Genomic DNA, 24,092 nt, shown 5'->3' with positions numbered 1-24,092 from the left:
AAAAGGCCACTTAAATCATTAAGTGGCCTTTTTCATACTCAATTAAGGAGCGTTCGTATGATACGATGGGTCGGTAGATTATGTTTAGTTACTGGGGCAAGCTTCCTTTTATACGTTGGATATTTATTAGTAGACTTTTATTTTGGTAGCAATTATCAAATGGAAGCGACTGAAGACTACCTTAGGGAGTATGGGTATGACTCAACTGCAAATGAAACAAAACTAGATGAAGCGTTACTGATGAAGCGTGAGGACTTCTCGGTTAAGCTTGGGGATTCAATCGGGAAAATTCAAATCCCATCCATTGATTTATCCATGCCGATCGTACATGGTTCAGAGCTTGAGAACCTTAAACATGGAGTTGGTCATGACCCCCAAACAGGGTTCCCTGGAGATGGAGAGCAAGTGTTTCTGGCGGGACATAATGACTCTGCCTTTTTACATGTAGGTGAAGTGGAACAAGGCGATCTCATTACAATAGATACCCCATATGGCCAATTCGAGTATATAGTGGATTCCACAGAAATTGGTCATGAGTCTGAAACATGGCGCGTGGGGGAGGGGGATGAGGAGACGCTCGTGTTAATGACGTGTTACCCGTTTTTTTCATTGACTAGACCGGAAGAACGTTATTTTGTCTATGCCATCCCTACCAAAACAGATGTAAACGAATAAAGTGAGTGAACAAGTATCAGGTTGGAAAAACGAAAACATAGCGAGGTTCCTAGTTGATCCATTTTCATAAAACAACCCCCACAGCCACCGCCGCAGGGGTAAAAATTCTATTAATTCAATTCCAAATGCTCTCTCAACTCAGCACTAATCTCTGCTATAGTCTCATCACTTAAAACAACATATGATACTCTGTCTATAGTAGGGGTAGTATAATCAAATTCGATTTGATCCACTGTGCCTAACGCATTACGATAGTTATTTTGCAACGTCCACATTTGATCAAGGGACATATCTGTTTTAACTGATCCGCCAACAACATCTAGCATTTCGTTTGCTTTTGTAATCGAGCTGAACTGGGCTGCTTCTCTAATAACCGCTTCAACAATTTCACGTTGGCGAGCTGCTCGTCCGAAGTCTCCGCGCGGGTCTTCTTTTCTCATGCGAGTGTAAGCTAGGGCTTCTTCGCCGCTTAAGAACTGCTTACCTTCTGAGAAAGTGTGGCCATCGAGGTTGAATTCAAAGTCGTTGTCTACAGTAACTCCACCAAGTGCGTCAATTAATTCTTTAAAACCTTCCATATTAATCGTCACATAATGGTCGATACTCACGTCAAATAAGTTCTCAACAGAGTCCATTGCCATGGCTGGTCCGCCATATGCGTATGCATGGTTGATCTTTTCGACAGTGCCTTTTCCGACGATTTCAGTACGTGTATCACGTGGGATACTGAGCATTTTCACTGACTTCATCGCAGGATTCACCGTCACGAGAATCATCGTATCGGAACGCCCTGATAGATTATCTCCTCTAGCATCTATACCGGCGATCAAGAATGATACAGGCTCTGAGTCTTCAATGTTTACGTCTCTACCTGGCATTTGACGATCACCGATCGGCTCATGAATGGCAGTAGCTGTATCACGAATGGAGTCGTAGACATAATAAGCAAAACAAGCGCCTGCAAGGAACAATACACCAACGATAATAATAGCAATTTTAAAACCTTTTCTCATAGATTCATAACGCCTCTCTTTGATGTTATATAGGTCTTTAGACCTTTAAGGCATAATACTTTCATAAGTATAGTGAAAAATTTACAGATACACAAGCGAAAATTAATCTATTCTCCCTACGAAACTATGATATAATCCAAAATATCTATAGAAAAGTTACACCATTTAGGAGGTATTTGTATCGGATGGAAGAAACCATTAGTCTAAAAGATATATTTTTAACATTAAGAAGGCGTTTGAAACTACTTATTATCCTTCCTATTATTGCTATGGTAGTGGCCGCAGCCGTTAGCTTCTTTTTACTCACACCAATGTTTCAAAATAGCACACAACTACTCGTCAATCAAACCAATCCGAATCCAGAGAATGCATTCAGTCAAAATGAAATCCGCACTAATATTGAATTGATTAGCACGTATAATGAAATTATTAAAAGTCCCTATATCCTAGACAAGGTAATTGAAGAAGCGGATGTAAATCTAACAGTTAGTCAATTAAATCAAATGATTACTGTAAGTAGTGCGAATGATTCACAGGTTATGAACATTACTGTTGAAGATTCTAGTGCTGAGCAGGCTGCTATGCTTGTTAATACCATTGCGTCAGTCTTTGAACAAGAAGTACCTGGATTGTTTAGTGTAGAGAATGTTAGTATTCTGTCACCAGCAACATTTACAGAAAATCAATCACCCGTTAGCCCGAACAAAATGCTGAATATTGCGATTGCTTTTGTCGTTGGCCTAATGGCTGCCGTTGGTTTGGCATTCTTGTTAGAATATTTAGATACAACGATTAAATCGGAAAAAGACATTGAAGATGCACTGGATATGCCTGTTCTTGGAGCAATCTCCAATATGGATAGTGTAGACGATTTCTTAAAGAAAAGTTCCTAGAAGGAAGGTGCCTGCACATATGGCAACACGCTCGAGTAAACAAAAATCAAAATCGACAAGAAATAAGACACAACGCCAATTGGTTGCTGACTTACATAAACATTCTCCAATATCGGAGCAGTATCGAACGATTCGTACCAATATTGAATTTTCTTCAGTCGATAAAGAATTACGCAGTTTTGTTGTCACATCAGCAGGGCCAGGGGAAGGCAAATCAACTAGTGTAGCGAATCTAGCGATTGTCATGGCACAAAATGGGCAGCGTGTCCTTATAATAGATGCTGATATGCGTCGCCCGACCGTTCACTACACATTTAGCTCACCTAATACCCGCGGATTAACAAATGTGTTATCAAAACAAACAACTTTAGAAGAAACGGTACAAATAACCAAGATTGAACATCTATCTATCTTGACATGTGGCCCTATCCCCCCAAACCCTGCTGAACTTTTAAACTCGCGTATGATGGAGTTAGTATTAGAGCAAGCACTTGAACAATTTGATATTATCATTTTAGACGCGCCACCTGTGATGGCAGTAACCGATGCACAGTTAATTGCTAGTAAAGTAGACGGAACCATTCTTGTTACCTCAAGTGGCAAAACCGACCGTGATGAAGTAGTCAAAACAAAAGATCTTTTATTAAAAAGTAAGGCAAATTTATTAGGTGTCATCCTTAATAATAAACCAGTAGATGAGAAGAGCTATTACTATTATTAATCCTATTTATTAGATTAGAAGGTGATCCACTATGATTGATGTGCACTGTCACATCCTTCCTGGTCTAGACGATGGATCAGCATCACTTGCACATAGTGTAGAAATGGCACGGACGGCCGTACAGGAAGGTATTACTACGATTATTGCAACGCCTCATCATGCGAATCCCTACTTCGACTCAACTGCCGAAGAAATGGCAGCGGGAGTAGAAGCTGTGATTGCAGCACTTGAAACAGAAGGCATTCCACTAGTCGTTAAGCCAGGACAGGAAATCCGCCTTTTTGGCGAGTTAGTTGAGCATCTGGCGCTTGGACGCTCCGTTCCACTAACAGGTGAAGGACGTTACGTATTAGTAGAATTTCCAACGAACTCAGTTCCTGCTTACAGTGAGCGCTTATTTTATGATCTGGCTGTACAAGGCTATATACCGGTTATTGCTCACCCAGAACGGAATAAGGTGCTGCAAGAAAAGCCAGACAAATTATTTGAGTTTGTGCGCAACGGTGCCTTAACCCAAATTACGACTTCAAGCGTCACTGGGCATTTTGGTAAAACGGTTAAAAGTTTTACTGACCAATTGCTAGAGGCGAACCTAGCTCACCTTCTTGCGTCTGATGCACATAACTTACAAGCCCGGACATTCCGGATGAAACAAGCATCAGACCTAATAGAAGAAGAGTTTGGAACGGACCTACTCTATCAATTTCAAGAAAATGCCGAACTTCTAGTCTCAAACCAGAACCTAATCATTTATCCACCAGAACCCGTTCGAAAAAAGAGAAAACGCTTTAGCTTTTTTGGCTAAGACCCAAGCAGTGAGTCCCAATAGACTCACTGCTTTTTGATTTGGTTTCAGCCTAACTGTTCACAACAAAAAATCCCGCCTACATAGACGGGACTAAATTTCCTAAACCTCAATTAACTTCTTCTTCTGCAGCCACTTCGCACGACCAGCCTCATCTCCCAAATGCTGATACAAATCAATCAAGGAGTCGTACAGCCGATCATCAGGCACGGCTGTGATCGCTTTCTTGAGGCCGGTGGTCATACATCGTTCTTCTCCAACCCTTATTGAATAATCAGTTGCCCACTGGATTAATTCAATAAACTCCTCCTCTAACTGAAAACGCATCGTTAGAAACCACTCATCATAACAAACCCGAAGTAGTGGTTGGTTTACTTCTGAAAGGAGTTGTTCAACGAGCTTGGATTTTCTCTTTCTCATCCTCTTCAAGATTCGCTTTATGAAGGAGAGTTGTAAAAGCCAATGCATCACTTTCAATTAAACCTGTAAGGTGGATGTGCTCTCGATCTATCACAATGTATGGTTGTTCGGCTTCCTTATCGCTAATGACACCTTTTAGGTAATTAAGATATACACGTAAATTTTTCTTTGCTTTATCGATAGGAGTGCTTGGCCAAAGCTCCTCACACAACTGTTCTCTTGTTGTAGAGCGGTGGAATAAGAGATACAGTAGGATCTGTTTTGAAAAACGTTTATTCCAACCTTCCAATAACTCCTTGCCCTCTCGAGTAACCTTGAACTGAAATAAGACATCTACACGTAATCCAGTACTGACAGTGAGCTGATCTCTGGCTGTTTGATGAATCTGTTCAACATACGCGCGCATCGTTTCATCCATGTGCTGAATAAATGGATCGGACACTGTTTTCTTAACATGTTTAACGTTCATGAACCTCATCATTTTTCTCGCAACTGGCTCAGGACGATCAAGAACGATAAATGAAGCTGCATTTGTAATTGATACAAAACGACAATGTGGATAGGAAACCGCATGCAAATTAAGATAATACGAAGGAAATAGAACATCGTTTGCACCGGACATGATCATCGTCGGTTTTTCAATGGCCCGCAAATCTGGTAACGGATCGTTAAAGACAACCAGTTTCAAGACCTGATTAAAAACCGTCATGTCGAGATTCTGAACCCTCTCTTGTAAGTACGCAATTCTTGGGTGTGTCTCTGGCAGATTAGTAGCGACACGTGTCACATATTCCTCTGGGATAAAAGTTCCTTGATTGCTAATAGCCAACCGATGCTCCATTAATTGCTCAGCTAAGTGTGGTGGTGTACAGGGCAACGTCATCAAACAAAGTGATTTTACTTCATCTGGAAACATCACCGCATAACGCAGAACGGTAAGCGCTCCAAGATGAAAGCCAGCAAGATGAACACCACTACTTATACCAAGTGACTGAAGCAAGACGTGCAAATCACTAGCAAATAGATCCAATGAAAGTGTCTCAAGTGGTTCAGTAAGCGGAACGCTCCCCCCGTACCCACGATGATCATAAACAAGCACGTGAAAGTGCGTTATAAAGAATGGAAGCAAATCATCAAACAGCTCATAATTTGTCATTGCTCCGTGTGCAAAAACAATTGTATCCGCTTCACTCGATTGACTCAGATGATAATAATAATGAATAGGTTGCTCACCTATTTGTATAGTAGGCAATTCATCCCTCTTTCCATAAAGTGTAACGTTAGTGTAACGATATTCATTCTATCATACTATATACAGGTATCTACTACTATGTTAATGATTCGGCACGAAATATGAAATGTTAATAGATTGTAATGTAAAATTAACAAATAAATGTTGGGAAAGTATCGATATTTGGTCCTGTATGTAGTATGATAGGAACAAATTATGGAATTGCTTTCTTGTACTTACTTTTCAAGAGAGAGGGTAGCCCATGATTGATCTATATAATCGCATTATTCCGATGGTTTGCAAAAATCAATTATCGAAAGATAGGTCTATTGAAATAGCTAAAAATGCTCATGAAAATGGAATTCGATCTATCCTTATAGCTCCAGATATGCCGCAACATCCTACTCCACAATCAGTTGAATTGATTGAATCAGCTGTCTCAACGTTTAATACCGAACTTAATCGACGGAATATTCCGTTATCTATTTTTCCTGGTCAACTTGTTCGTTATACCGAAATGCTTGTTGAAGAATACAAATCACGTTCCCTACTAACCATTAATCATTCCCGATATCTACTTATTGACTTACCAGACGGAGACGTTCCATCGAATCTAGCAGAACAGCTTTACCAGCTGCAGCTATTAGATATTACTCCAATTTTATTTAAGCCAGAACGTAACCGTTATTTAATTGAACAACCGGATTTATTATATAAGCTTGTGAAGCAAGGCGTACTCCTTCAAGTTCTTGCAACCAGTGTGACAGGCAAAGCAGGCACCTATGTCAAACGAACAACAGAACGAATGATTGGCTGTAACCTGGTACACATGATGACATCAGACACGGATCGACCAAAAATAGACACAACCAATTTACATAAAGCCCTATATCAAATCGAAACACGTTTTGGCACGGAAACCACAACATTCTTGCAGCAGAATCTAACAAGAATCATGAAGGATGAACCGATTCCTTTTCTTCCGCCAGAACGCTTCAAACGCAAACGCTATGTTGGGATTTTCTAATAAATTAGAGAGATATAGAGAGTGGAGAGACAACAAAGAGGAGAGACCAACCATATGAAACCAGTCAAAAAAGCCATTATACCTGCAGCCGGACTCGGAACCCGTTTCTTACCAGCAACCAAAGCGATGCCAAAGGAAATGCTGCCAATCGTCGATAAACCAACCATTCAATACATCATTGAAGAAGCAGTCGCTTCTGGCATTGAAGACATCATTATCGTAACCGGTAAAGGCAAGCGAGCGATTGAAGATCACTTCGACCACGCTTTTGAACTCGAGCAGAATCTACTCGCAAAACAAAAGCTAGAGTTACTTGAAAAGGTTACCGCTGCTTCCAAAGTTGAATTACACTACATCCGTCAAAAAGAACCAAAAGGACTTGGACATGCTGTCTGGACTGCCCGCAAGTTTATCGGTGACGAACCATTTGCCGTTTTACTTGGAGACGACATCGTGCAAGATGACACACCATGTACCAAACAATTGATCAATCAATACAACGAAACCGGATCATCTGTCATTGGTGTACAAACCGTAGCTGACAACCAGACCAACCGCTACGGCATTATCGATCCACTCCAGTCAGACGGCAGACTCTATGGTGTCAATCGCTTTGTCGAGAAGCCAGCATTAGGGGAAGCACCATCAAATCTAGCGATCATGGGCCGTTACATTCTAACACCAGAGATCTTCGCACATCTTGAAAAACAAGAAATCGGAGCAGGTGGCGAGATCCAACTAACTGATGCAATTCAGATGCTGAATCAAGAGCAAAGCGTCTATGCCTATGACTTTGAAGGAACGCGTTACGACGTAGGAGAGAAGTTAGGTTTTGTCCTAACCACACTAGACTTTGCCATGCAACGCGATGAACTAAAAGAAGAACTCATTAAGAAAATGAGAGAATACGTAGAAAGTGAACAAACCATCCAGAACTCATAACCGACAGATCTCGGCGAAGAACGACTATAGTTCCTATGCCGAGATCGTTCTATCAGCATCTATGAGAATACAACCTTTTTCTGTGGAGTTAGGATTATCAGAAATTTAGAAGGTGACGGTTATATCTCCTCTACCGCTATCAGTTGGAGATACTCGATCATGCAACGGGCCACAAGCCTTAGACGCCAGTCGTCAAGGGCATGATGTGAGGAGAGGTTAGATGCCTCAGGGGGGACAACCCCCACAAACGAGTATAAATAAAGGTAAAAAAAGTTAGAAAAGCGCTTACATATAATTGAGCGATTCTCTAGCTTTTTTTACTCGTACATAAAATAAAATAAAATAAAGGAAGGAGAATACAAATGGAAGAAACATCTCAGTCAAGTGCCAGAAGAGATCAATCCATCAGTAAAAAACTCATTATTAACGAATCACTCTTTTATCTCTTTCTTAAAAGAGGTATTGATATCTCAGCTTCAATTATTGGAATTATCGTGTTATCTCCTTTATTTTTAATTCTTGCTATTGTAATAAAGATAGAAGACCCAAAAGGAGCTGTTTTTTTTAAGCAGACTCGAGTTGGCAAAGATGAGAATGAATTTAAAATGTACAAGTTTCGATCAATGGTAAGTAATGCGGAAGAACTATTAGAAGGATTGCTAGATCAGAACGAAGTAAGTGGTGCGATGTTTAAAATGAAGGCAGATCCACGTATTACGAAAATGGGGAAATTTATTCGGAAGACAAGTATTGATGAACTTCCTCAACTGTTAAATGTTCTGAAAGGTGACATGAGTTTGGTGGGACCAAGACCTCCTCTGATAAGGGAGGTTAACGAATATACTTTATTTCATAAACAGAGATTGTTGATAAAGCCAGGGTGCACTGGCCTATGGCAGGTTAGCGCAAGGAACAATGTTGGTTTTGATGAGATGGTTTCTATGGATTTGAATTATATTAAAAACAGAAATATTCTACTCGATTTCAAAATAATTTTGAAGACATTATTAGTCTTGATTAATACAAAAGGAGCATATTAATTACAGTGGATAAAACAAAACTAGGACCTTTAGTAAGTGTGATAATTCCAACCTATAATCGTGCTACAAGTATAATAAAAACAATAAGAAGCGTTTTTGCACAGACTTATAAAAACTATGAAATCATAGTGATTGATGATTTCTCAGATGATAATACACAAGAACTGTTAGATGAATATAAACCTAGAATTAGTTATTATAAGCATGAAATAAATAGAGGGGCTAATGCAGCCAGAAATAATGGGATTTTAAAATCTAAAGGTGAGTATATTGCATTCCTTGATAGTGACGATGTTTGGTCAAGTACGAAATTAGAAGACAGTATTAATGCTTTTTTAGAGAATAAGAATTGTGATGTAGTGTTTACAGGATATAATATTATAGAAACTCATAATAAAAGAAAAAATTCGAAAGAAATTAAAGAAGGCAATATTTTTAAAGATCAGTTACTAAAAGATTATGTCTCACCAACATCAGCAGTCATGCTAAAAAGCGAATGCCTAAAGAATAATTTTTTTGATGAAAATTTACCTGCTAGACAAGACTATGATTTATGGATCAGGTTATCAGAACAATTTTCATTCAAATATATTAATAAAACTTTAGTGGATATATATTATTTAGAAAAAAATAGAATTAGTCATGCGTATGAAAAACAAGTCAAAGGAACTCAAATAATACTTAAAAAAATAAAATCAAACTATTATAGTCAACTTACTAAAAAAGAAATGAAAGAAATTGAAGAATCACAGCTTAGACATATATATAAGATTTATTATTTTAATGATGAGAGAAAAAAAGCAAGGCATATTGCTAGAGAATTAATGGGTGTTAATAGAGGCTCTAAAAAGAATATCGGACTTTACTTTATTTCTTATGTTCCTTATAGGATAGTAAACAAAATACGCAAAGGAAAAAAAAATAATGAGAGAAATACAAAAAAACATACTATTTTTTGACCATCAAGTGGCCATAGGTGGCGGAGAGAAAAGTTTACTATTATTAGTTGATAATTTGCCGGAATCTATAAATATATTTATGGTATATACTGGGGAAGGGGAGTTTTATAAGGAATTAAAAAAAGAAAAAACATAATTTTAATCAATCTTAATATGGATAAATCATTCATAGAGGAAACAGCAGAGTCTGCTGTAACTGCGACAACATTGAGTAAAATTAGGACTATTTTAAAAATATTTGTATACTCAGTTAAATTAAGAGGTTTAATAAAAAAATACGAAATTAATATAGTTCATACTAATACGCTTAAATCAGGTTTGATAACTATAATTACTAAGCTTTATTGCAAATTTAAACACATTTATCATGACAGGACGGATACACGTTCTAAGATAAATAATTTAATATATAGCAACTCAGATAAAATTATAGCTATCTCTAAATATGTGGGGGGAAAATACAATGAAAAGGAAAAAGTTAAGGTTGTGTATAATGGAGTGGCTTTAAGAAAAGAAAAAGATATAAAATTATATAGTAAATATGGTCAGTTTAAGATTGGAATTATAGGTAGATTAGCGCCTTGGAAGGGGCAAGATACATTTATTAAGGCTGCAACAAGCTTCCTTAATACCAATAATGGAAATTATGAAGTTGAATTTTATGTAGTAGGTGGAAGTGGAATTGAAGGTTCTTCAGCTTATGAGGAATACCTTTATAAATTATCAAGAGAAACTATTCATCACCATAAAATTAAATTCACTGGTTATTTATCTGATATGGATAAAGTATATGATGAGCTTGATATAATAATAGCTCCATCAAAAAATCCTGAACCATTTGGACGAGTTATAATCGAAGCACAAATGGCAGGCAAGCCAATTATATCCACAGCGATGGGTGGAGTCTTAGAATTAATAAATCACGAAGAAACAGGACTTCTAATTGAAAGTGATGATCATGAATCCCTCGAAAAATATATAAAAAAGCTAATAGTTGATCAAGAATTTTATAACAATATTTCAACACAAGGATATAAAAGTGTTCAAAAATTCAATATTAAACATCATGTTGATGAAGTATTGAAAATTTATGATAATATTTAAATTAATTATTTTGTATATCAATAAATACTAAAGGAGCTTTGCTCTTATGAAAAAGATATTAATATTGTCCCGTGAATTCCCACCTGATATGGGTGGTATTGGAAGTTACGCTTATAATTTAGCTTTAGCTAGTTTGAATGAGGGTTATAAGGTAACAGTAATAACTAAAGCAGAAACTGAAGGCATAGAGATTGATAAAAATATCAAAGGAGTAACTATAGTTAGAACACCTTTTTGGGGGAGAAATAATTTATTTAATAAACTATCAACGTTACTATTTGGAGCGTATTATTTAAAGAAAGAATTAAAAAAAATTATGACTTCGTACATATAATTGATCCTTCATACCAGTTGTCAAGTTATTTTGTTTATAAAATAAAAGAATTTAATTTTATAATTACGTCACATGGTTCAGAAATTATTAGGTTTAGTAAGCGTAAAATGGCTAAGAGGATTATTGGAGAAATGTATAACAATGCAGAAAAAGTGGTATGTGTAAGTAGTTATACAAAGAGTTTACTATTCGATAATTTCAATATAAAGAATAAAAATAAAATAGTAGTAATACCTTGTGGCGTTTCCGAGGCGTTTATTAATTCGGAAAATAAAAGAGAACTTATACGAAAGCGGCACAATATATCTCCGCAAACTATTCTTTTATTTACTCTAGCTAGGCTTGGATCCTAGAAAAGGTCACGATAAAATTATTGCAGCTTTATCTAATGAAAGATTAAAAGACATAGATTTTATGTATATTGTAGCAGGGAAAGGTGATGACAGAGATAGATTATCAGGATTAGCACAAGATTTAGAAATTAGAGATCGTATTATTTTTGTGGGTCCTATTGATGAACAGGATAAAGCTGGTTATTATGATGCATCAGATGTGTTTATAATGCTTAATAGACAAGATAATAATAATGTGGAAGGGTTCGGCATATCTTTTATTGAAGCTGGTGCAAGAAAAAAACCTGTTATTGGTTGTTATCAAGGTGGAGCTATTGATGCTGTTAATGAGAATACAGGATTTCTTTTAAAAGGTAATAATCTTGAAGAAGAAGCTGTAGATTGTATCTTAAGTCTAATAAACGACCCTAGTATGAGGAATGAAATGGGGGAAGCGTCTTTAAATAGAATATTAAAAGAGTTTAGTTGGAGAAAAATATCAAAGGATATTTATCAATGAATGTATACTTGTTGAATAAAAGTTTCATCAAAGTAACGTTGTTTACACTACTATCTGTGTCTATAGGAATAGTAGTGGCAGTGGCGAAATTTGAAAGTTTAGTATTGATACTATCATTATTTGCAGTTATAACTATTGGATACTTAGCAATTAAAAGTGTTCATTTTTTTTTAGTTGGATATGCAATTTGTATATTGTTAGTTCCAAGTATAGAAATTTACGGTATCTCTATACACGTAAGTGTTATATTCTTTATTTTATCTATTTATTTATTTCTAATGAGGATACATAAATATAGATTAGGTCTATTTCAATTCGTAATTTTGACTTTTTTAGGTTCGGTACTACTCTCTGTTATAAATAGTTATCAATATTATGAAATGTCAGGTGTTTTGGTAAGTTTTCTATCATATACAAGATTAATAGAAATTTTGTTTCCATTAATTTTACTTTCGACATTTGAATTTAAAGTTTCAGATGTTTATTTTTATGTGAAAAAAATTCTTTTTATTGGGTTTCTAACTTGTGTGTTAGGAATAATACTGTTCTTATTTCAAATTGAGATGGATAGTAAAACAACAATTGTTGGAGGAGAAGTGATATATAGGTTGGGAGGAGTTTTCAAAGAGGCGAACAGTTTTGGCCACTTTGCAGCTCTAATGGCATTATTAGTATCAACAATTATTATGTATGGGAAAAAAATAAATTATGAAATGAAAATTAGAAATTATCATTTATTAATTTATTTATTTACATTTTTAGTTACGGTTATTTTAACTTTTTCGAGATCCTCTATATTATTTTTTATTATCGGTTTAATAATATTGTTTTTTACAAATTTCAAGCTCAAAACAACATTTAAAATTATTTTTATATCGACTTTAATATATGTGATTTTTAGTAGAGTGTCTTATTTCCAATCTTTTATTGGAAGGTTACAACTGACATTTTCAAATGGTATTCAAGATTTTAACTCTATAAGCGGAGGAAGACTGGATATCTGGTTAGCGGGTTTAAGAAGTTTAAATGATAATTTAATTCTAGGTTTAGGGTATAGGCAAGGCGGCGTATATGATAATAATTACGTTACCTTCTTAGTTGAAGGTGGGGTATTTGGTGTTACTATATTTATATTATTTCTCTTAAGTATTTTTATAAAAGCATTAAATAGTGTTAGATGTAATTTTTTAAGTCTATTCTTAGTAGCTAGTATAGTAGGATTATCTATACATATGACTTTTGTAGATTCATTCACGTTCTGGCAAGCTAGTATTATTTTATTTACATTTTGTGGTATTTTATTCAATGTGAAAACTAAAAATAATAATGAGGAGGGTACTGATGAAAGTTGCAATAATACATGATTGGCTTACTACGTATGCAGGAGCAGAAAAAGTTTTAGAGCAAATTCTAGAAATCTATCCGCAAGCAGATATATACAGTATCGTGGATTATATTGATGCTGATAAACGAGGTTTTATAAAAAATAAAAAAGTTCATACTAGTTTCATTCAAAAGTTGCCAAAGTCTAAAAAAAAGTACAGAAATTACTTAGGCTTAATGCCACTTGCTATAGAACAGTTTGATCTTTCAGAATATCATCTTATAATATCAAGTTCACATGCTATTGCTAAAGGTGTCATTACTGGTCCTGACCAAATTCATATATGCTATATACATTCACCAATAAGGTATGCATGGGATTTGCAACATCAGTATTTAAAAGAAGCAGGAATCACAAAAGGGATAAAGAGTTGGATTGCGAGAGCTACTATGCACTATATGAGAGTATGGGATAGTAGAACTGCAAATGGAGTCGATGAATTTATAAGTAACTCAGAATTTATAAAAAGGCGAGTATGGAAAGCTTATAAAAGAAATTCAGTTGTAATACATCCTCCTGTAGATATTGATTCATTTAAACTAACAGAAACGAAGAGTGAATATTTCTTAACAGCATCTCGATTAGTTCCTTACAAAAAGATCGATTTAATAGTGGAAGCTTTCAATGATATGCCCGAGAAAAAACTTGTTGTTATTGGTGATGGACCAGATTACTTAAAAATCAAAAAAATTGCAGGAGATAATATAGAAATGCTTGGATATCTAGAGTTTGATAAATTAATTAACTATATGCAAAATGCTAAGGCTTTTGTATTTGCAGCTGAAGAAGATTTTGGAATCATACCGGTAGAATCTCAAGCATGTGGAACTCCTGTAATTGCATTTGGAAAAGGTGGAATAACTGATACTGTTATTGATATAAGTCAAAAAAGTGAAAAGAATCCAACAGGTGTTTTTTTTCCAGAGCAAAATGTAGGTAGTTTAAAAGCGGCAATAAATAAATTCGAAAAGAATGAAGAAATTTTCCACCCAATCAAAATAAGAGAAAATGCATTAAATTTTTCAGAACAAATTTTCAAAGAAAAGTTTAAGTCATTTGTAGATAAAAAAGTATCTGAATTTAAACTTGGTCAATAGGTTTAAAATTAATATTTTAAGGAGTAGGAAATGGAACAGATAAAAAAGCTGTTCAGAAAATTAAAATCGAAAAGTATTATTAAGAATATAGTAGTACTAGTATCTGGGACAATGGCTGCGCAGGTAATAACTCTACTTACTACTCCGCTAATAACACGTTTATTCGGTCCCGAGATTATTGGTGAGTTAGGAACTTTTACATCGATTACTGAAATAATTATTCCTATAGCAGCATTAGCTTATCCAATTGCTATAGTACTACCAAAACATGATATTGTTGCGATAAAGTTAATTAAATTATCTGTGGTGATTGCTTTAATATTATCTGTAATATCATTAATGCTTATATTAATACTTAATAGTATTAATTTATTTGATGGAATGGACACTTTAAATATAGCACTTTACTTTATACCTCTTGTAATAATATTTTCTTCTCTTTTGCAAGTATCTGAACAATGGTTGATTAGAAAAAAAGCATTTTATATTACAGCTAAAACTAATTTCTTGTATTCTTCTTTGTTTAATACTAGTAAGATCGTTTTAGGGTTGATTAATCCAGTCTCAATTGGATTAATTGTAGTTACAACGTTAGGTCAATTATTGAAAGCTACAATGTTAAGTTTAAATAATAAAAACAATATTATAAACTCATATAGAATTTATACAGGTAATAATGAAATATCAATCTGGTTAGTTGGGAAAAAATATAAAGATTTTGCTTTATTTAGATCCCCTCAAATGTTGTTGCATGCTACATCACTCAGTTTACCTGTTTTGCTTTTATTGAATTTTTTTGGACCTGCAGCTGTGGGTTTCTATACAATTTCTCGAACGGCATTAAATGCTCCAATTCAACTTATAGGAAAAGCAGTTGGAGACGTATTCTATCCCAGAATTTCTGAAGCAGCTAATAACCAAGAGAATTTGTATAAATTGATTTATAAAGCAACATTATTACTAGGTTGCGTAGGTATTATCCCTTTCAGTATTATTATAATATTTGGACCTACCATTTTTGAATTTGCTTTTGGTCATGACTGGACGAAAGCAGGGTCATATTCTCAATGGATGGCAATATGGATGTTTTTTCTTTTTATAAATCAGCCTTCAATTAGAGCTCTTCCGGTATTAAAAGCACAAAAATTCCATCTTGTATTTACTTTTTTTTCTTTGATTGTAAACACTTTGGGTATTGTGATAAGTTATCACTATTTTAAAAGTGACATAATTTCAGTTGCTGTATTCAGTTTAACTGGTTCATTGAGTAACATATTATTAATTATCATAACATTGGTTATTTCAAAAAATATTAAGAGGGGGTTTTTGGAATGAATTTAGTATTACTTTCTGGTGGATCAGGAAAACGATTATGGCCACTTTCAAATGACTCGCGTTCAAAACAGTTCTTAAGAATATTAAAAGATAAAGATGGTTTTGATGAATCAATGGTAGAACGTGTTTGGAGTCAATTAGTAAATGTAGATTTGGCTAGTACTTCAGTAATAGCGACTAGTATCTCGCAGGTTGATATGATCAGAAACCAACTTGGGCAAGAAGTTCCCCTGATTGTAGAACCTGAAAGAAGAGATACTTTTCCAGCAATAGCACTTGCGGCTAGCTATTTGTATTCTGTTCAGGAGGTCTCACTAGATGAAGTTGTTGCGGTGGTTCCGGTTGATCCATTTGTAGATACTGCATTTTTTGAAACCCTGAAAAATCTTGAAGAATTACTCGCATCATCTAGTGCAAATCTAGGACTGATCGGAGTTCAACCAACCTATCCTTCATCAAAATATGGGTATATTATCCCTGAAAAATCTATGAAAAGTGATTATATAAAAGTCAGTCATTTCCAAGAAAAGCCGACTGAAGAAAAAGCAACAGAACTCATCACTCAAAATGCATTATGGAATACTGGCGTTTTTGCATTTAAATTAAGTTATATTATTGATCTTTTGGTAGACAGAGGACTCCCAACTGACTATTATACTCTACTAGATGGTTACTCCCGACTACCAAAGATCAGTTTTGATTATGAAGTTGTTGAAAGAGCAGAACATATTGTTGCAATTCCATATCAGGGTTATTGGAAAGACCTTGGAACATGGAACACATTAACAGAAGAGATGGCTACAAATGTTGTTGGTAAAGGTATGATTAGCAAGGATTCACTTAACACACATATAGTGAATGAATTAGATATTCCTGTGGCTGCTCTTGGACTGCAGAACATTGTAGTTGCAGCAAGTCCTGATGGAATTCTTGTTACTGAGAAATCTGCTAGCCCTCGTATTAAAGAGTTGCTAAAAGATTTCGATCAGCGACCAATGTTTGAAGAAAGACGCTTGGGGTTGGTATCAGGTGACGGATTATGCTAGTTATGAAGATGGAAAAGAGATGCTGACGAAACGACTCTCCGTTCATGCGGGTAAGAATATCAGCTATCAATATCACGAAACACGTAACGAGGTTTGGACTGTTGTCAAAGGTGAAGGTGAATTTGTACTAGATGATAAGATTTTTAGTGTACAAGCAGGTGACGTCTTGCGTATTCCAGCAAGAGCACGTCATAGCTTACGTGCTACTACAGCAATGGAATTGATTGAAGTTCAAACTGGATCAAATCTAGTAGAAGGTGATAACTTCAGAGTGTTTGAAGCGTGGGAAGATATCCAGAGTCATTGTCTTGCAGTTAAATAAAATTTGGAGAAAGAAGGTAAACCTATGTTAGCAAAAAAAATCGCAGTTGTCGGAACCGGCTACGTCGGCCTAGTCACAGGAGTAGCTCTCTCAGAAATCGGTCACTCAGTCACATGCGTTGACATCGACGAACAAAAAGTAGCCTCGATGAGAGACGGGATCTCACCAATCTACGAGCCAGGATTATCTGAACTTATGATAAAAAATTATAAAGCGAGTCGATTATCATTTACGACTTCACATGAGATGGCATTCGCTTGGGCGGATGCCATTTATATTGCAGTTGGCACACCTCAGAAAGAGGATGGGACTGCCGATCTTCGCTTTATTGAGTCAGTTGCACGTGATATTGCAGAGCATCTCACTGATTATGCGGTTGTTGTAACAAAGAGTACAGTGCCAGTTGGAACGAATGATTATATTAAGCAATATATCGAGAAGCACACGGATGTTCCTTTTGATGTTGTTTCAAATCCTGAGTTTCTTCGGGAAGGTTCAGCTGTTCATGATACGTTTCATGGAGATCGTATTGTAATTGGTTCGGACAATGGCTTAACTGCTTCTATTATGGAAGAGATCAATGCACCTTTTGGCATTCCAATTTTTAAAACAGATATTCGCAGCTCTGAGATGATTAAGTATGCCTCTAATGCGTTTCTTGCAACAAAGATTAGCTTTGTAAATGAGATTGCGGCACTATGTGAGAAGCTTGGAGCTAACGTTGAAGATGTGGCTCAAGGTATGGGGCAGGATAAGCGAATTGGTGAGAAATTTTTAAATGCTGGTATTGGTTATGGGGGTTCGTGTTTCCCAAAAGATACTAGCGCTCTTGTACAGATAGCTGGTAATGTGGAGCATGAATTTACTTTGCTTAAGGCTGTTATTGAAGTCAACTACAAACAACAGCGGTTATTGATTGAAAAAGCGAAAGAGCATTTTGGTTCGCTACGTGGAAAAACGATTGCCATGCTTGGAACGGCATTTAAACCAAATACGGATGATATGCGTGAAGCTGCTTCGACCATACTGGCGAAGGAGCTTGTTTTGGCTGGCGCAAATGTAGTCGCCTATGATCCGATCGCTATGGAGCCAAGCAAAAAGGATTTTTCCTAAAGCGGTTGATTTTGTTGATAATGCTGAGTCAGCGCTTACTGGTGCTGATGCTGCATTCCTCGTAACAGAGTGGGATGAGTTTAAAGAGTTAAGCCCTGCTCAATATGTGTCTTTACTGAAAGAGCCTGTATTATTTGATGGGCGTAATTGTTATGACCTTGAAGAAATGAAGGCAGCTGGGATTGAGTATTATTCAGTTGGACGACCGGTCGTGAAAGTGGAGAAGGAATTAGTGTAATTAAATGGTCCTCACATCCTATCTAGGGTGTGAGGACTGACTATTAGTGTACAAAGGGGGTCGTTTATGGTGGAATTTAATAAAAACTCTTATTCCAGTCAAGGGTATTCATTGCTAGAGAAGATTAATAATCTATTAAGACTTCATCATCCAAGAGATTACTGTGATTCTTATAAGCTAACTGTTTCACGAACTGTTCATAATCAATCTTTATCCTTCAGTCCTACACTACAAAAAAACTTCCTCAAATCCATTCACATTCGCCACAAGATTTGTCATTTTAAACCTATCACAAAGAAAGAGTATAACGTGCTGCTTACTCTTTATACAGAATTTCAGGAGAGGTATACATCTCAGAACGTAAACATGAAGATGATTTCTAGAAAAAAGAATCAAAGGACTGGTAGCAATCTAATATTTGACGATTATTTATCTGGCTATGGCAATTGAATAACCAAAAAAATGATTGGAGAACAGAATGAAACTATCTAAACACGATTTTTACTTTGGGGCATTGCTTTCATTATTAGTTAAAACAGATATTATGCCTGCTATGATCGAGGAAGATGAGTCAAATAAAGTGTATCAAATCACGACTCACCAAGATTATCATTTCTATGCGAAATATGTATCTAATGCGTTTGGAAATAATAAAGATGTGCTGACTTGGCAATTTCAATTTAATGAGGCAGAGGTCAAGCGAATCCAAGCATTATATCCAAATGATTATTACCTATTTGCTTTCATTTGTGGGAGGAAGGATCTTGAGGATAGTGAGGTTGCTTTCTTAACGATTGAAGATTTGCAGAAGTGTTTAGGTGTTGATTGCCAAACACAAGACCGCCGTATAGCGGTGAAGGTGGGGATGAGCAGTAAGTATTTTAATATATGTGGAACAGGGTTGAATCGACAGGAACAAGCACTTGTGATTAAGCGGGATGCGAGGGGGAGGTTAGAGGATCTGAAGTCGGGTGGTCATACTGAGATAGTGGGGTGAATAGACTTATGCTGTATCTGTTTAATTATTATAAAATTCTGATTCAAGAAGAGGTGGGATGATGTCTATTTTGATCCCTTATGCAAATGCATGGGATCATCAAGAGAATGATCAGACGATTCGCGAATACTTGAATTCTTCAAAGTCTTTGGGATAAGGCTCGCTTGAGATTGTGAACTTGTATGTGTACCGGGCTACAGATCCTAAGGAACTGAAAGTATGCCAAGATCCGATAGGACAAGAGAATAGTTTATATATTCGTGAAGAGAGTTCGGAGGCAGTATTACAGTCTAATGGAGGGGGATATAAGAGAGATCGAGAAGTGATGAATCTGATTAAGGGTCGAGAAACTAACTGTTTATCGACTAAAAAGGCTTGGTCATACAAGACATCGACTTTATGTGAGGGATCAGGAGCTAATTCTTTATCAGTGCTGATATAGCCGTGCAGAATTGTGTAGTTGGTCTTCACTCAATTCTGCGACGTTTTCCTATTAAACTATGCTCCTGTACTGCTAATCTTTTCTTATTTTAATTTGCTTTAATACCAGCAATTATTCATTCCAATTTTAAACCATACAATATGGGAGTAGATTCCGCTCTCCTTGTAATCCTTTCACTAATCTAGTTTCATTGTAATTGTTTCATATTAATTTAATTACATAACACGTGGGGGTTTTTTCTCGCGAGTTCCTTCAATATAACCCAACCAGGCATTGATATGCTGCTCAACTGTGTCTTGAGGTTTCTCAGCAGAATGTCTATTCGAGAAATCAGGATCATTGAGTAAATCAATTGCAATCTTTTTCCTTAAAGTTACTCTTTCTTCTGAACGGACCTCTGTTCTTAGCAATCCTCGATCAACAATATTCCATACAACCTTCATCTGTTCAATTTCAGTCCAATTCGGTTTACCCATTATAATTCTCCCCCTATATGATAAAAATGATCTGTTATAATACTTTCATTGCAATATTTATTATATAAATTGTGGTAATTTTTTGCAAATGGATTTTTTGAGAAGGTGGGAGTTCCATTAATGAGTGGCAACCGCGAACTCCCTACTTAGATGATGCACTGGAAAGGCTTCTGAAAGCAAAAGTATGGCTTGGAACGAACGGTTACCAGGTTAGGCGGACGTTTATGGTTTGGTGGCAAGTGGAGACAGATGCCACTATGAACGAGTGAGAATTTTTTAAAATAAGTGATATTACCTAAGGCTACTCGTGATATAGGAGTAGCTTTTATCATTAATAATTTAGGTCTCCATTAACCACACTTAACTGGATTTCATGTATGACTGAGTTTAATCCCAAGTGAATTTGACAGCAAGATTCGCTAAAAATTATTACATTTGGTATCTATATACAAAATAACAGAACTAGGACAATCTCTTTCATGAATACACTTCTGCAAGGAGGTGCAGACATGGGGAGCATACAAAGTTTAAATGTGATGAATATTAAAAAAGTGTTTGATGTGGATGTGAGCAAGAGTAAACTAAACAAGATCAGTGGCATTGTAAAAAAAGAAGAAGGAAGACTTTATGAGTATCTAATAGGATGTTGGAATGGCGAATATTATTTAATAGATGGTTTTGATCGATTTGCCTATATGTCATTCCAGCCAAGTGAACGTATTAGCTGTCACGTCTTGATAATTCCATCGGAGGAATTCCTCTATACACATATTTTGCGTTGGCTTCTTTATCATCAGGGATGGCTCATTAAAGATAAGAGTTACTGTATTCAAAAGGTCATTGAGCGATAAGGGTATCAAGATGGATGTAAACATATAAGAGAAGAAACCAATCTACCAAAATCTCGGATTCGAGATTTTATAGTTACAGATTTCTTCCCTAAAGAGTTAGTCGATCGATCTAAACTAAGTCCAGCAACTCTAAATAAGTTAAGTGATTTAACGAAACTGGGAATTTCAAAAGAATTAATTCTTAGACTATTCTACTTGGAGTTTGGAAGAGAAAATTATCGGGTCACAACGAATAATTTACCAATTATCAAAAAGATTATTAGAGAGAATAATGGTTTATTCCTAGCTCTTTCTATTAACGATCAATTTATCTTATTAAAGCGATATTTAAACTATCGGACTCTTTTAGTTGAACATGCCAAAGAACATTTAGTGGAACGTGAGAGGTTCAAGCAGAAGAGAAGTGTCCGAATCATATTAAAAAAGTAAGGCTAACGATTAAAGGCGAATTATTTGTTGGTTTAGTTGATATAAAAACATGAGAACTGTGTGTGTTGATTAAAAAAGAGCTACCTAAAATTATTGATAGCTCTTTCCAAAAAATTAAATGAATATGTTTACCCCCCCACCAACCTCGTCACAACCGCATTCACATAAAACAATTCATATCCCTCTGTATTCGGATGAGTCCCGTCTTGGTTAATCGTATATGCAGCGTTCATTTCTCCTAGATGCGTATTTAATCCACCTTCTGTATACAGATCTAGATAGGGAATACTCCACTTCCTACAAACCTCCAGAGCTTTGTTTCCAAACGCAATTTGTTTATCTATGTCTCTTGATTTCATGTTATGGGGACGGACATAGAGTACTTTTGCTCCGAGCCAGTTTATCTTTAGTTTTTTACAAATGGATTCGAACCCGCCACAGAATGTGCTTTCATCAAACTCGTTGTCGTAGCCCTCTGTTACTTCGCCTAGTGGAGCATTGCGTGATCCGACGATGTCGTTGGTCATGCCGTTAAAAACGATATAATCGGCCTTGGCGCCTTCGCTGAGTGCTTTTTCAATATGAATATGGAGATCATTTTCGAGGTGAGGGATGCTTGTAATGGTTGCGCCACCTCTTGCGTAATTGGTGTAGGGCATGGATAGTTTGTCTGCTGCTATGGTGGCAAATGATTTTAAGTTGTTCTCATTGCCGTGTGCGATACTGTCTCCGAATATTAGTAGATGTTTTGATGAAAAGTCTTGATTGTATGTAGTCATAGTCGTGTCCCTCCGAAAAGTAATTAAGCGCTTACATAATTAATTCGCTATAGTTAGACAAATTCCTTCAGGATGCTTGAAATTTATGGATTAGCAAAAAAGATGAACCTGAGAGAGAAATACGATAGTGGCATGAGGAGTAGAACTGCATTTAGTGCGACAAACATCCATTTATGCCTTTTATTTATGAGGCTTAAGATCAAGGAAAACAGCGAGATTAAAAACAAGGGAGCAGCTACTGATTCCATCTCGTTGGGCGCGTACCACAACGTAATTGCGTATATCAGAGATAAAGCAAATAAATGCTTACATCCTCCTTATCAGATACACTGTTCTTACAGTGTAGTTGGATTAGGAAGAAGTATTCAAGGTGTTTTTGAAATCGCTTTCTATTTTGAGGGGTGAACGATGTGATGAAAGTAGATCTAGTTTTGTTTATGGGGCAGTCGAATATCGCGGGGAGAGGCGTTGCTGAGGAAGCGCCAAGCGTGGCAGAAGGGCATGGGTATGAGTTTCGTGCGATCACGGATCCGACAACACTTTATCCTGTAACGGAGCCTTTTGGTGTGAATGAAAACAAGGAGGACGGTATTACGGAGACGATCAAGACGGGCTCCTTGGTTTCGGCTTTTATCAATGAGTATTATTCAATTACTCATCTGCCGATTGTGGCGGTATCTGCATCAAAGGGCGGGAGTTCGATTGATGAATGGCAACCTGGCACGCCTTATTTAAATGATTCGATTGATAGATTACATACAGCAAAAGAGTGGCTAGAGTCAAATGGATATGAGGTGAGGCGTTTGTTCATGGTGTGGTGTCAAGGAGAGACGGATGCTCTTGTACCGAAAAGTAGTTATGTGCCGAAGCTTACCAATATGATTGAGGAGATGCTGGAGCAAGGAGTGGAGCGTTGTTACTTGATTCGCATTGGGAATAAGGAGGGGACGGACCTTTATAAGTCAATGATCGAGATACAGACTGACTTTTGTAAGTCGTATCCGCATGCGACACTGGTGTCTACTCTTTATGCAGGCATGACTTCGGATCAGTTGAATTTAATGAAAGACGATGGCATTCATTACACTCAGGAGGGATATAATCGTGTCGGTGAAGAGGCGGGGCGGAATGTGGCCTTTCATATAAATAATAGGAAAGAGCCTTGTATGTATGATCCGGAGTATGGGGAGCTTTATTTTTCTTATAAGAGTTAAAAAAGACAACTATTTTAAATGTCTTTAATTAATGTCTTTAGTCGGATTTCTTCCTTTAAACTTTGCGAAATACATAATAATGCTTACAATGAACGCCGCAAGGGACAACCAAGCTACTGTATTAGAGACTGGGATGAGGTCTAAAAAACCAAGGATCGCGATAATTGGCATGACCGTCATACCGGTCCTCACGGTTCTAAAGTGTGAGTGATCAACTCTCTGTTTAAAAGATACCATAGACAATTTGCCTCCCTAATCGTTTGGTTGTTTTCTGCTTACCTGAATGCTTAGTGGTTAAACAAAATATGTTTTAAATTCCTGATAATTGGATATAAAAAAACCATTGAACTGAT

Annotated in this window: 27 protein-coding genes and 2 pseudogenes; 23 read left to right on the top strand and 6 right to left on the bottom strand. The window is 36.3% G+C overall.

Annotation, left to right across the window (positions count from 1 at the left end):
• Nucleotides 1-57: 57 nt before the first annotated feature.
• Nucleotides 58-675, top strand: a complete 618-nt coding sequence (locus tag NDM98_RS10755; protein ID WP_251607341.1) for a class D sortase — start codon at nucleotides 58-60, stop codon at nucleotides 673-675.
• Between the two features lie 110 nt (nucleotides 676-785).
• Here the strand turns inward: NDM98_RS10755 and NDM98_RS10750 are convergent, their stop codons facing one another.
• Nucleotides 786-1,688: an LCP family glycopolymer transferase gene (locus NDM98_RS10750; protein ID WP_251607338.1), complete on the bottom strand. Its 903-nt coding sequence runs from the start codon at nucleotides 1,686-1,688 to the stop codon at nucleotides 786-788.
• Between the two features lie 185 nt (nucleotides 1,689-1,873).
• On the opposite strand from NDM98_RS10750, the gene NDM98_RS10745 reads away from it, so the two are divergent.
• From NDM98_RS10745 to NDM98_RS10735, 3 genes are read left to right on the top strand one after another with little or no spacing between them, the layout of a single operon-like run.
• Nucleotides 1,874-2,581: a YveK family protein gene (locus NDM98_RS10745; protein WP_251607335.1), complete on the top strand. Its 708-nt coding sequence runs from the start codon at nucleotides 1,874-1,876 to the stop codon at nucleotides 2,579-2,581.
• A gap of 19 nt (nucleotides 2,582-2,600) precedes the next feature.
• The gene (locus NDM98_RS10740; protein ID WP_251607332.1) at nucleotides 2,601-3,302 is read left to right on the top strand and encodes a CpsD/CapB family tyrosine-protein kinase; all 702 of its coding nucleotides are present in this window, start codon (nucleotides 2,601-2,603) and stop codon (nucleotides 3,300-3,302) included.
• Nucleotides 3,303-3,333: 31 nt separating this feature from the next.
• Nucleotides 3,334-4,107, top strand: a complete 774-nt coding sequence (locus NDM98_RS10735) for a tyrosine-protein phosphatase (RefSeq protein WP_251607329.1) — start codon at nucleotides 3,334-3,336, stop codon at nucleotides 4,105-4,107.
• A gap of 102 nt (nucleotides 4,108-4,209) precedes the next feature.
• Here NDM98_RS10735 and NDM98_RS10730 read toward each other — a convergent pair whose 3' ends face one another.
• Complete coding sequence (locus NDM98_RS10730; protein ID WP_251607326.1) at nucleotides 4,210-4,527, bottom strand: hypothetical protein; 318 nt, start codon at nucleotides 4,525-4,527, stop codon at nucleotides 4,210-4,212.
• Nucleotides 4,499-5,779: an alpha/beta hydrolase gene (locus NDM98_RS10725; protein WP_251607323.1), complete on the bottom strand. Its 1,281-nt coding sequence runs from the start codon at nucleotides 5,777-5,779 to the stop codon at nucleotides 4,499-4,501. The genes NDM98_RS10730 and NDM98_RS10725 overlap by 29 nt, the downstream gene beginning before the upstream one ends.
• Before the next feature lie 241 nt (nucleotides 5,780-6,020).
• On the opposite strand from NDM98_RS10725, the gene NDM98_RS10720 reads away from it, so the two are divergent.
• The 17 genes and pseudogenes from NDM98_RS10720 to NDM98_RS24635 all read left to right on the top strand — a co-directional run bounded on the left by NDM98_RS10720 (nucleotide 6,021) and on the right by NDM98_RS24635 (nucleotide 19,990).
• Complete coding sequence (locus tag NDM98_RS10720) at nucleotides 6,021-6,785, top strand: tyrosine-protein phosphatase (protein WP_251607320.1); 765 nt, start codon at nucleotides 6,021-6,023, stop codon at nucleotides 6,783-6,785.
• A gap of 54 nt (nucleotides 6,786-6,839) precedes the next feature.
• Nucleotides 6,840-7,727 (top strand): UTP--glucose-1-phosphate uridylyltransferase GalU, encoded by an 888-nt coding sequence (galU, locus tag NDM98_RS10715; protein ID WP_251607317.1) that lies wholly within the window; start codon nucleotides 6,840-6,842, stop codon nucleotides 7,725-7,727.
• A 362-nt stretch (nucleotides 7,728-8,089) separates the two neighbouring features.
• Entirely contained in the window at nucleotides 8,090-8,767 is a 678-nt protein-coding gene (locus NDM98_RS10710; protein ID WP_251607313.1) for a sugar transferase, read from the top strand.
• Nucleotides 8,768-8,772: 5 nt separating this feature from the next.
• A complete protein-coding gene (locus NDM98_RS10705; RefSeq protein WP_251607310.1) occupies nucleotides 8,773-9,726 on the top strand; it encodes a glycosyltransferase family 2 protein in 954 nt (317 codons plus the stop codon).
• On the top strand, nucleotides 9,692-9,862 hold the full coding sequence (locus NDM98_RS10700; RefSeq protein WP_251607307.1) for a hypothetical protein: 171 nt from the start codon (nucleotides 9,692-9,694) through the stop codon (nucleotides 9,860-9,862). The genes NDM98_RS10705 and NDM98_RS10700 overlap by 35 nt, the downstream gene beginning before the upstream one ends.
• 17 nt (nucleotides 9,863-9,879) lie before the next feature.
• Nucleotides 9,880-10,830, top strand: a complete 951-nt coding sequence (locus tag NDM98_RS10695; protein WP_251607304.1) for a glycosyltransferase family 4 protein — start codon at nucleotides 9,880-9,882, stop codon at nucleotides 10,828-10,830.
• A 46-nt stretch (nucleotides 10,831-10,876) separates the two neighbouring features.
• Nucleotides 10,877-11,164 (top strand): hypothetical protein, encoded by a 288-nt coding sequence (locus tag NDM98_RS10690; protein ID WP_251607301.1) that lies wholly within the window; start codon nucleotides 10,877-10,879, stop codon nucleotides 11,162-11,164.
• 17 nt (nucleotides 11,165-11,181) lie between these two features.
• The gene (locus tag NDM98_RS24640; protein ID WP_373370372.1) at nucleotides 11,182-11,517 is read left to right on the top strand and encodes a glycosyltransferase; all 336 of its coding nucleotides are present in this window, start codon (nucleotides 11,182-11,184) and stop codon (nucleotides 11,515-11,517) included.
• A complete protein-coding gene (locus NDM98_RS10685; RefSeq protein WP_251607298.1) occupies nucleotides 11,507-12,016 on the top strand; it encodes a glycosyltransferase family 4 protein in 510 nt (169 codons plus the stop codon). Before NDM98_RS24640 ends, NDM98_RS10685 begins: the two co-directional genes overlap by 11 nt.
• Nucleotides 12,013-13,380, top strand: a complete 1,368-nt coding sequence (locus NDM98_RS10680; RefSeq protein WP_251607295.1) for an O-antigen ligase family protein — start codon at nucleotides 12,013-12,015, stop codon at nucleotides 13,378-13,380. Before NDM98_RS10685 ends, NDM98_RS10680 begins: the two co-directional genes overlap by 4 nt.
• The gene (locus NDM98_RS10675; RefSeq protein ID WP_251607292.1) at nucleotides 13,358-14,497 is read left to right on the top strand and encodes a glycosyltransferase family 4 protein; all 1,140 of its coding nucleotides are present in this window, start codon (nucleotides 13,358-13,360) and stop codon (nucleotides 14,495-14,497) included. The genes NDM98_RS10680 and NDM98_RS10675 overlap by 23 nt, the downstream gene beginning before the upstream one ends.
• A 30-nt stretch (nucleotides 14,498-14,527) precedes the next feature.
• On the top strand, nucleotides 14,528-15,832 hold the full coding sequence (locus NDM98_RS10670; protein ID WP_251607289.1) for a lipopolysaccharide biosynthesis protein: 1,305 nt from the start codon (nucleotides 14,528-14,530) through the stop codon (nucleotides 15,830-15,832).
• A pseudogene (locus NDM98_RS10665) lies at nucleotides 15,829-17,200 on the top strand (sugar phosphate nucleotidyltransferase). The gene NDM98_RS10670 and the pseudogene NDM98_RS10665 overlap by 4 nt, the downstream one beginning before the upstream one ends.
• Nucleotides 17,201-17,224: 24 nt before the next feature.
• Nucleotides 17,225-18,551 (top strand): annotated as a pseudogene (locus tag NDM98_RS10660) (UDP-glucose dehydrogenase family protein).
• A gap of 66 nt (nucleotides 18,552-18,617) precedes the next feature.
• Nucleotides 18,618-19,001, top strand: coding sequence for a hypothetical protein (locus tag NDM98_RS10655; RefSeq protein ID WP_251607287.1), 384 nt, complete (start codon nucleotides 18,618-18,620; stop codon nucleotides 18,999-19,001).
• Between the two features lie 28 nt (nucleotides 19,002-19,029).
• On the top strand, nucleotides 19,030-19,548 hold the full coding sequence (locus NDM98_RS10650; RefSeq protein ID WP_251607284.1) for a hypothetical protein: 519 nt from the start codon (nucleotides 19,030-19,032) through the stop codon (nucleotides 19,546-19,548).
• 169 nt (nucleotides 19,549-19,717) lie between these two features.
• Nucleotides 19,718-19,990 carry a DUF1643 domain-containing protein gene (locus NDM98_RS24635; protein WP_373370403.1) on the top strand — a complete coding sequence of 91 codons (273 nt, stop codon included), beginning with the start codon at nucleotides 19,718-19,720 and terminating at the stop codon, nucleotides 19,988-19,990.
• A gap of 215 nt (nucleotides 19,991-20,205) precedes the next feature.
• Here the strand turns inward: NDM98_RS24635 and NDM98_RS10645 are convergent, their stop codons facing one another.
• Nucleotides 20,206-20,466, bottom strand: coding sequence for a hypothetical protein (locus NDM98_RS10645; RefSeq protein WP_251607281.1), 261 nt, complete (start codon nucleotides 20,464-20,466; stop codon nucleotides 20,206-20,208).
• 509 nt (nucleotides 20,467-20,975) lie between these two features.
• Here NDM98_RS10645 and NDM98_RS10640 point away from each other — a divergent pair.
• Nucleotides 20,976-21,317 carry a hypothetical protein gene (locus NDM98_RS10640; protein ID WP_251607278.1) on the top strand — a complete coding sequence of 114 codons (342 nt, stop codon included), beginning with the start codon at nucleotides 20,976-20,978 and terminating at the stop codon, nucleotides 21,315-21,317.
• 557 nt (nucleotides 21,318-21,874) lie between these two features.
• Here NDM98_RS10640 and NDM98_RS10635 read toward each other — a convergent pair.
• A complete protein-coding gene (locus NDM98_RS10635; protein ID WP_251607275.1) occupies nucleotides 21,875-22,525 on the bottom strand; it encodes an SGNH/GDSL hydrolase family protein in 651 nt (216 codons plus the stop codon).
• 413 nt (nucleotides 22,526-22,938) lie between these two features.
• On the opposite strand from NDM98_RS10635, the gene NDM98_RS10630 reads away from it, so the two are divergent.
• Complete coding sequence (locus tag NDM98_RS10630; protein ID WP_251609083.1) at nucleotides 22,939-23,739, top strand: sialate O-acetylesterase; 801 nt, start codon at nucleotides 22,939-22,941, stop codon at nucleotides 23,737-23,739.
• A 24-nt stretch (nucleotides 23,740-23,763) separates the two neighbouring features.
• On the opposite strand, the gene NDM98_RS10625 is transcribed toward NDM98_RS10630, so the two are convergent.
• Nucleotides 23,764-23,976: a hypothetical protein gene (locus NDM98_RS10625; RefSeq protein ID WP_251607273.1), complete on the bottom strand. Its 213-nt coding sequence runs from the start codon at nucleotides 23,974-23,976 to the stop codon at nucleotides 23,764-23,766.
• Between the last annotated feature and the right edge of the window lie 116 nt (nucleotides 23,977-24,092).

Source organism: Alkalicoccobacillus plakortidis (assembly GCF_023703085.1).
GTDB classification, from domain to species: domain Bacteria; phylum Bacillota; class Bacilli; order Bacillales; family Bacillaceae_D; genus Alkalicoccobacillus; species Alkalicoccobacillus plakortidis.
This window is presented reverse-complemented; position numbering and strand designations above follow the sequence as displayed.